At 52.0% G+C, this 6012-nt stretch carries 5 protein-coding genes; all 5 read right to left on the minus strand.

Annotated elements, in window-relative coordinates; translation table 11 throughout:
• The coding region (locus tag PHU49_13485) for a KpsF/GutQ family sugar-phosphate isomerase (protein ID MDD5245020.1) at positions 1-925 on the minus strand (925 nt) is incomplete at its 3' end.
• Positions 922-1734, minus strand: a complete 813-nt coding sequence (gene kdsA / locus PHU49_13490; protein MDD5245021.1) for a 3-deoxy-8-phosphooctulonate synthase — start codon at positions 1732-1734, stop codon at positions 922-924. The genes PHU49_13485 and kdsA, both read right to left, overlap by 4 nt.
• Entirely contained in the window at positions 1709-3370 is a 1662-nt protein-coding gene (locus tag PHU49_13495) for a CTP synthase (protein MDD5245022.1), read from the minus strand. The genes kdsA and PHU49_13495 overlap by 26 nt, the downstream gene beginning before the upstream one ends.
• Positions 3367-4557: a cofactor-independent phosphoglycerate mutase gene (locus PHU49_13500; GenBank protein MDD5245023.1), complete on the minus strand. Its 1191-nt coding sequence runs from the start codon at positions 4555-4557 to the stop codon at positions 3367-3369. Before PHU49_13500 ends, PHU49_13495 begins: the two co-directional genes overlap by 4 nt.
• A 100-nt stretch (positions 4558-4657) precedes the next feature.
• Positions 4658-5947: a homoserine dehydrogenase gene (locus tag PHU49_13505; GenBank protein ID MDD5245024.1), complete on the minus strand. Its 1290-nt coding sequence runs from the start codon at positions 5945-5947 to the stop codon at positions 4658-4660.
• Between the last annotated feature and the right edge of the window lie 65 nt (positions 5948-6012).

The raw sequence follows: 6012 nt of genomic DNA on the forward strand, positions 1-6012 counted from the left end.
CCGGCTGCGTATCACCCTCCCTTGCTGTTACAAAGAGCGATGTGATGGAAAACTCCTCCATCACCTTTAGCGCGTAAGCGGCAAGGGCATCTCTTCTGATCATCTTTGGTTTCCCGGTCATCACATCGGCAGCCTCTTTCGTAAATAAAAGTTTGTCGTACCTTTCGATTGCCCTCCGGAGGTCACCGTCGGTAATAACCCCGATCAGATTTTCCTCTCCATCATAGACGCCTGTTACGCCCAGTCTTTTTGATGTAATCTCGAGGATAACGTGCTTCATGGCGGCCGTTGTGTATACTTTCGGTATTGCCTCGCCCGTGTGCATCAGGTCTTCAACCTTCATGAGCAGTTTCCTCCCCAGTGTACCGCCCGGATGGAGGGAGGCAAAATCCTCCATCTTGAACGTCCTCTTTTCCATCAATGCGATGGCGAGGGCATCACCAAGTGCAAGTGTTGCCGTAGTGCTTGACGTAGGGACCATGTTGTATGGACAGGCTTCGTTGACCCTGAAGTGAAGCACTACATCCCCGTGGGCCGCTACCGTAGAGTCGTCTTTGCTCGTAATGACGATTGTAGGTATATCCATCCTTTTCACCCAGGGAAGGATCTTTACGATCTCTTCCGTCTCGCCGCTGTTACTCACCACGACAAGCACGTCCCCCTTCTGAAGCATACCGAGATCGCCATGAAGAGAATCGGCGGGATGCAAAAACATCGCGGGGGTTCCTGTACTGGAGAGCGTGGAGGCGATCTTTTTACAGATAAGCCCTGATTTACCCATACCTGAAAGTACGACCCTTCCGGTACATGCATGGATTATATCAATTGCCCTATCAAAGCTGTCGCCCAGCCCGTTCATTACCTGGATGATCGCTTCCGCTTCCTTTCTCAGGACCTCTTTGCCGGTTTCTATAAAAGAGCTCACAGGACTTCCCCGATCTTTTTTAATGTCTTTAACATAAAAGGCAGATCATCGAGCGGGACAGAGTTATCCCCATCGCATAAGGCCTGCCCGGGGTTCATATGGACCTCCATGAAGATGCCGTCTGCACCCACGGCGAGGGCCGCCTTTGCCAGCGGAAACACGAATTCCCTCTCCCCGCCTGAGTAGCCGGGCATCGCTCCCGGTTTCTGTACGCTGTGGGTTGCATCAAAGACCACCGGGTATCCGAATCCCTTCATGATCGGGATAGCCCTGAAATCATTCACAAGGGTGTTGTAGCCGAAAGAGGTCCCCCTTTCGGTAACGATGATCCGGTTGTTGCCGGTAGATTCTACCTTCCGGATGGCATGTTGTATGTCGTGGGGCGACAGGAATTGTCCCTTCTTGATATTGACGGGTTTACCGGTCTTCCCGCATGCAACCAGCAGGTCTGTCTGCCGTGAGAGGAGCGCGGGCACCTGCAGGACGTCCACCACTTCCGCGGCGATCCTGACCTCTTCCACCGAATGAACATCAGTGAGCACCGGTATCCCTACTGAATCTTTTATTTCGGCCAGTATCTTCAACCCTTCCTCTATACCCAGTCCCCTGAAACTTTCGATGGATGTCCGGTTTGCCTTGTCGTAAGAGGATTTGAAAATGAAAGGAACCTGGAGGTCGCTGGTGATACGACAGAGCGCCTCCGCTGTTTTCAGGGTAATGTCCCTCCCTTCAATTACGCAAGGTCCGCCGATAAACACGAAGGGTCTCCCACCAACGCTGACGTTATGTATGTTTATTCTTTTTTGCATTCCTGCTGTTCCCTTGTCTCTGTTTAAGCGATGCCTTGATGAAATCCCTGAACAGGGGGTGCGGCCTGAAGGGTTTTGATTTAAATTCAGGATGGAACTGGCATGCAAGGAACCACGGGTGGTTTTTGAACTCGATGATCTCAACGAGTTTGCCGTCAGGGGAGATCCCCGAGATGACCATCCCGCATTTTTCAAGGCGGTTGCGGAAGTCCATATTGAATTCATACCGGTGACGGTGCCTCTCGTGGATCATCTCCTGGCCATAGGCCTTAAAAGCAAGACTACCCTGGGCAATCCTGCATGGATATGCACCGAGCCTCATGGTCCCACCCTTATCGGAGAACTTATCCCGTTTCTGCACCTTGTTATCCCTGTCTACCCATTCCTCTATGAGGTATATGATCGGGTGGGGGGTATTTTCATCAAATTCACAGCTATGCGCGCCTTCACATCCTGCTTTATGCCTCCCTATCTCGATGACGGCAAGCTGCATGCCGAGACATAGCCCGAAATAGGGGATCTTCTTTTCCCTGGCAAACCGTACGGCGTTGATCTTGCCTTCAATCCCCCTGTCGCCGAAACCGCCGGGAACGAGTATGCCGTCCACATCAAGGAGTCCGGCAACGGACCCCTTCTCAAGGTCCTCGGAGTCTATATAGCGGATATTTACCCTGCAATTGTTGGCAATGCCGCCATGGACGAGGGCCTCATTGAGGCTCTTGTATGAATCTTTCAGTTTCACGTACTTCCCTACTAAGGCAATGTCGACCTCCCTTTTCGGGTTTTTGATGGTCTCGACAATGTCATCCCACTTTGACAGGTCCGGTTTCTTTGCCCATATATTGAGGAGCTTCGTGACCTTCTCGTCGAGCCCCTCATTATGAAACAGGAGGGGGACTTCATAGATCACCTCAACGTCCCTGGCCGTTATCACTGCATCCTTTTCAACATTACAGAAAAGCGCGATCTTATCCTTTAATCCCTGCGACAGGGGCCTTTCTGCCCGGCACAGGAGGATATCGGGCTGGATACCGATCCTGCGGAGCTCATTCACGCTGTGCTGTGTCGGTTTTGACTTCATCTCTTCCGCTGCCTTTATAAAGGGAACGAGCGTGAGGTGAATGAAGAGGGAGTTCTCTTTGCCAAGATCGTTCCGAAGCTGCCTGATGGCCTCCAGAAACGGCAGACCCTCAATATCACCGACAGTGCCTCCGATCTCAACGAGAACAACATCGACATGGTCGTCTACATCAAGGATCCTTCTCTTGATCTCGTCAGTTATGTGGGGGATTACCTGTACCGTTCCTCCAAGGTATTCTCCCCTCCGCTCCTTCGATAAAACGGTGTCATAGACCTGGCCTGTCGTGAAATTGCACCGCTTGGACCCCACAGCGTTGGTGAACCTCTCGTAGTGACCAAGGTCCAGATCGGTCTCCGCACCGTCTTCTGTGACATATACCTCGCCGTGTTGAAAAGGGTTCATGGTGCCGGGGTCCACGTTGATGTACGGGTCAAGTTTTTTTATCATGATATTGAGGCCCCTCGATTCGAGAAGGGCGCCGATAGACGCCGAGGCAAGCCCCTTACCGAGGGAAGATACAACGCCGCCGGTTACGAATATAAATTTCTGTCTCATTGTCCCTGTCCTTTTAGAAAAGACCGTACCATCTTTTCTCCACTCATTGTCACCTCGCCTGACTGCTCACTGTATCCCGATTGACAGCCATCCTGCCCGACCTTCTTATCATACATTATGAACGGTACCGGACAGGCGTAATGTGTTTTCATCGATATGGGTGTTGCGTGATCGGTAACAATCAGGAACCGCGTGTCTTCGCTGCTTTTTTCATAGAGCACACTTACTACCTCTCTGTCAATATTCTCGATTGCCCGTATCTTCTCCGCGACATTTCCGTTGTGCGAGGCCTCGTCAGGCGCTTCGATGTGGACATAGACGATGTCGTGGCTTTCAAGGAGCTTGAGGGCTGCCCCTGCCTTTGCCTTATAATCAGTGTCAAGGTAGCCTGTGGCCCCTTCAATATAAGGCGCATCAAAGCCGATGAGCCTGCTTATGCCTTTAACGAGATCGACGGCAGCGACCGTTGCGCCTCTGACCCCGTGCTGGTCTTCAAAGGATGGAAAGCGGGCCTTCTTCCCCTGTCCCCATAACCAGATACTGTTGGCAGGGTACCTGCCTTCCGATTCCCGCCTTTTGTTGACGGGGTGGTTTGCGAGAAAGGTCTGAGACCGCTCCATCAACCCTGTAAGCACCCCCGCACCCTCACCGTTCGGAAGATACTCCCCGATCTCTTTTTCAGTAATATCGTGCGGCGGGGTCGTCTTCATTTCCCACAAACCGCCTTTCCATATCATGATATGGCGATAGCTTACCCCTGGAAAGAAGACAAACTCATTGCCTCCTATCTCGTTATGCAGATCTTTAATGAGAACGTGCGCCTCCCCGGTTGTGATGTGACCACCGCTGTAATCACCCATCAGAGTCCCTTGAGGGGTTTTTGCCAGGTACACGAGGTTGCACCTGAAGGCCACATCGTCATCGCCCATCCCGATCCCCATTCCGAAGGCCTCGATGGGGGCCCTGCCCGTATAATATTTCGCCGGGTCATAACCGAATATGGACATGCATGCGACGTCACTGCCGGGCGAAAAACCTTCGGGTACAGTGATCACCTTTCCGCAGAACCCTTCCCGGGCCATTCTGTCGATGCAGGGTTTGTGTGCCGCCATGAGCGGTGTTTTTCCGTCCAGTTCCGGGAGCGGGAAATCCGCCATACCATCACCGATAATAACAACGTACTTCATTCGCGGTTTCCCCTGAGCGCCCCGAACAGTGAGTCCTCAAGGGCACCCGGCGAGGGTCTCCGATTGCCTATTGCCGATTGCCTATTGCCGATTGCCGGTTTCACAGCCCCCCTTCCTCGATACGGATGTATATGCTGCCTCCGCGTACAATGGACAATCTGTCAATCGCTGCCTTTGCCTTTTTCAGATCATGCTCAACTGCCTCATGGGTAAGCATCACTATAGGGACGTGTCCGGTCTCTTTCCTGCCCTTCTGGGTAACGGCTGAGATGCTGATATTGTACTGTGCCAGGATGCCGGAGATCTTCGACAGCACCCCGGGTCTGTCCTGCGCGGTAAATCTCATGTAGTAAGGCACCGATGACTCTTCGCCTTTTTTCATCTTTTTGCTGCTTGTATATACGGGTAATCTTATAAAATTATTTTTATCCTGGATCCTGTGCGCCATGTCTATGATATCGCTCACTACCGCGCTGCCCGTCGGTTCACCGCCGGCGCCGCGTCCGTAGAACAGGTTGGGACCTACCTTGTCCCCGACAACATATACGGCATTATAGACGCCATGCACATTGCTCATCGGGTGCGTTAAGGGGATCATCGCAGGTTCAACCCTGGCCTCAATGAGACCGTTATCGTCCCTTGCGACTGCGAGGAGCTTGATCCTGTAGCCGAACTCTTTTGCGGAATCTATATCTATGGGCTCGATCCTGGAGATTCCTCCTGTAATGATATCCGCCATCCTGATGGGATAGGAAAAGGCTAAGCGCACGAGAATGGCAAGCTTGTGGGCTGCGTCAATGCCCTCGATATCGAAGGTGGGGTCCTTTTCAGCAAAACCGAGCCGCTGCGCGTCACGAAGGGCATCATCGAAGGAGACCCCGTCATCGGTCATTTTCGTGAGGATATAATTACTTGTTCCATTCAATATGCCGAGCATATACGTTACCCTGTTCCCGATAAGACCGTCCCTTATGGCCCTGATAACGGGAATGCCGCCGCATACGGACGCCTCAAAGCCTATCTCGCACCGGTTTTGCCCTGCGATCTGAAAAAGCTTGTCGCCCCGCTCTGCCAGGAGGGCCTTGTTGGCGGTAACAACCCATTTTTTCTTCTTCAGTGCATTGACAATATAGTCATAGGCCGGCCTGATGCCGCCTATCAGTTCCACAACGATGTCGATACGTGTATCGTTCAGGATTTCAAGTGCGTCGCTTGTGATGAGACTCCCGGCAATCCTTTTGCCCTTTACCTTTTGCGGGTCTGTTTCGGCTATCCTGACAACCTTGATATCCAGCCCTGTCTTCTCTTGTATCAGGGATTTGTGTTCAGTAAGGATTCTGTATGTACCGGCACCTACTGTACCGAGACCTATAATGCCTACGCCGATCATTTACTTTTCGAAGAATATAAAAGATTTTTGATTCCCTTTACTGCCTGCTTGATCCTGTGTTCGTT

It is taken from the genome of Syntrophorhabdaceae bacterium (assembly GCA_028713955.1).
Lineage (GTDB): Bacteria > Desulfobacterota > Syntrophorhabdia > Syntrophorhabdales > Syntrophorhabdaceae > UBA5609.

What these genes read in the sequence shown, in the direction of transcription:
- PHU49_13495 (MDD5245022.1), bottom strand. Translation starts at nt 3,370, where the DNA reads ATGAGACAGAAATTTATATTCGTAACCGGCGGCGTTGTATCTTCCCTC.
- PHU49_13500 (MDD5245023.1), bottom strand. Translation starts at nt 4,557, where the DNA reads ATGAAGTACGTTGTTATTATCGGTGATGGTATGGCGGATTTCCCGCTC.
- PHU49_13505 (MDD5245024.1), bottom strand. Translation starts at nt 5,947, where the DNA reads ATGATCGGCGTAGGCATTATAGGTCTCGGTACAGTAGGTGCCGGTACA.
- kdsA (MDD5245021.1), bottom strand. Translation starts at nt 1,734, where the DNA reads ATGCAAAAAAGAATAAACATACATAACGTCAGCGTTGGTGGGAGACCC.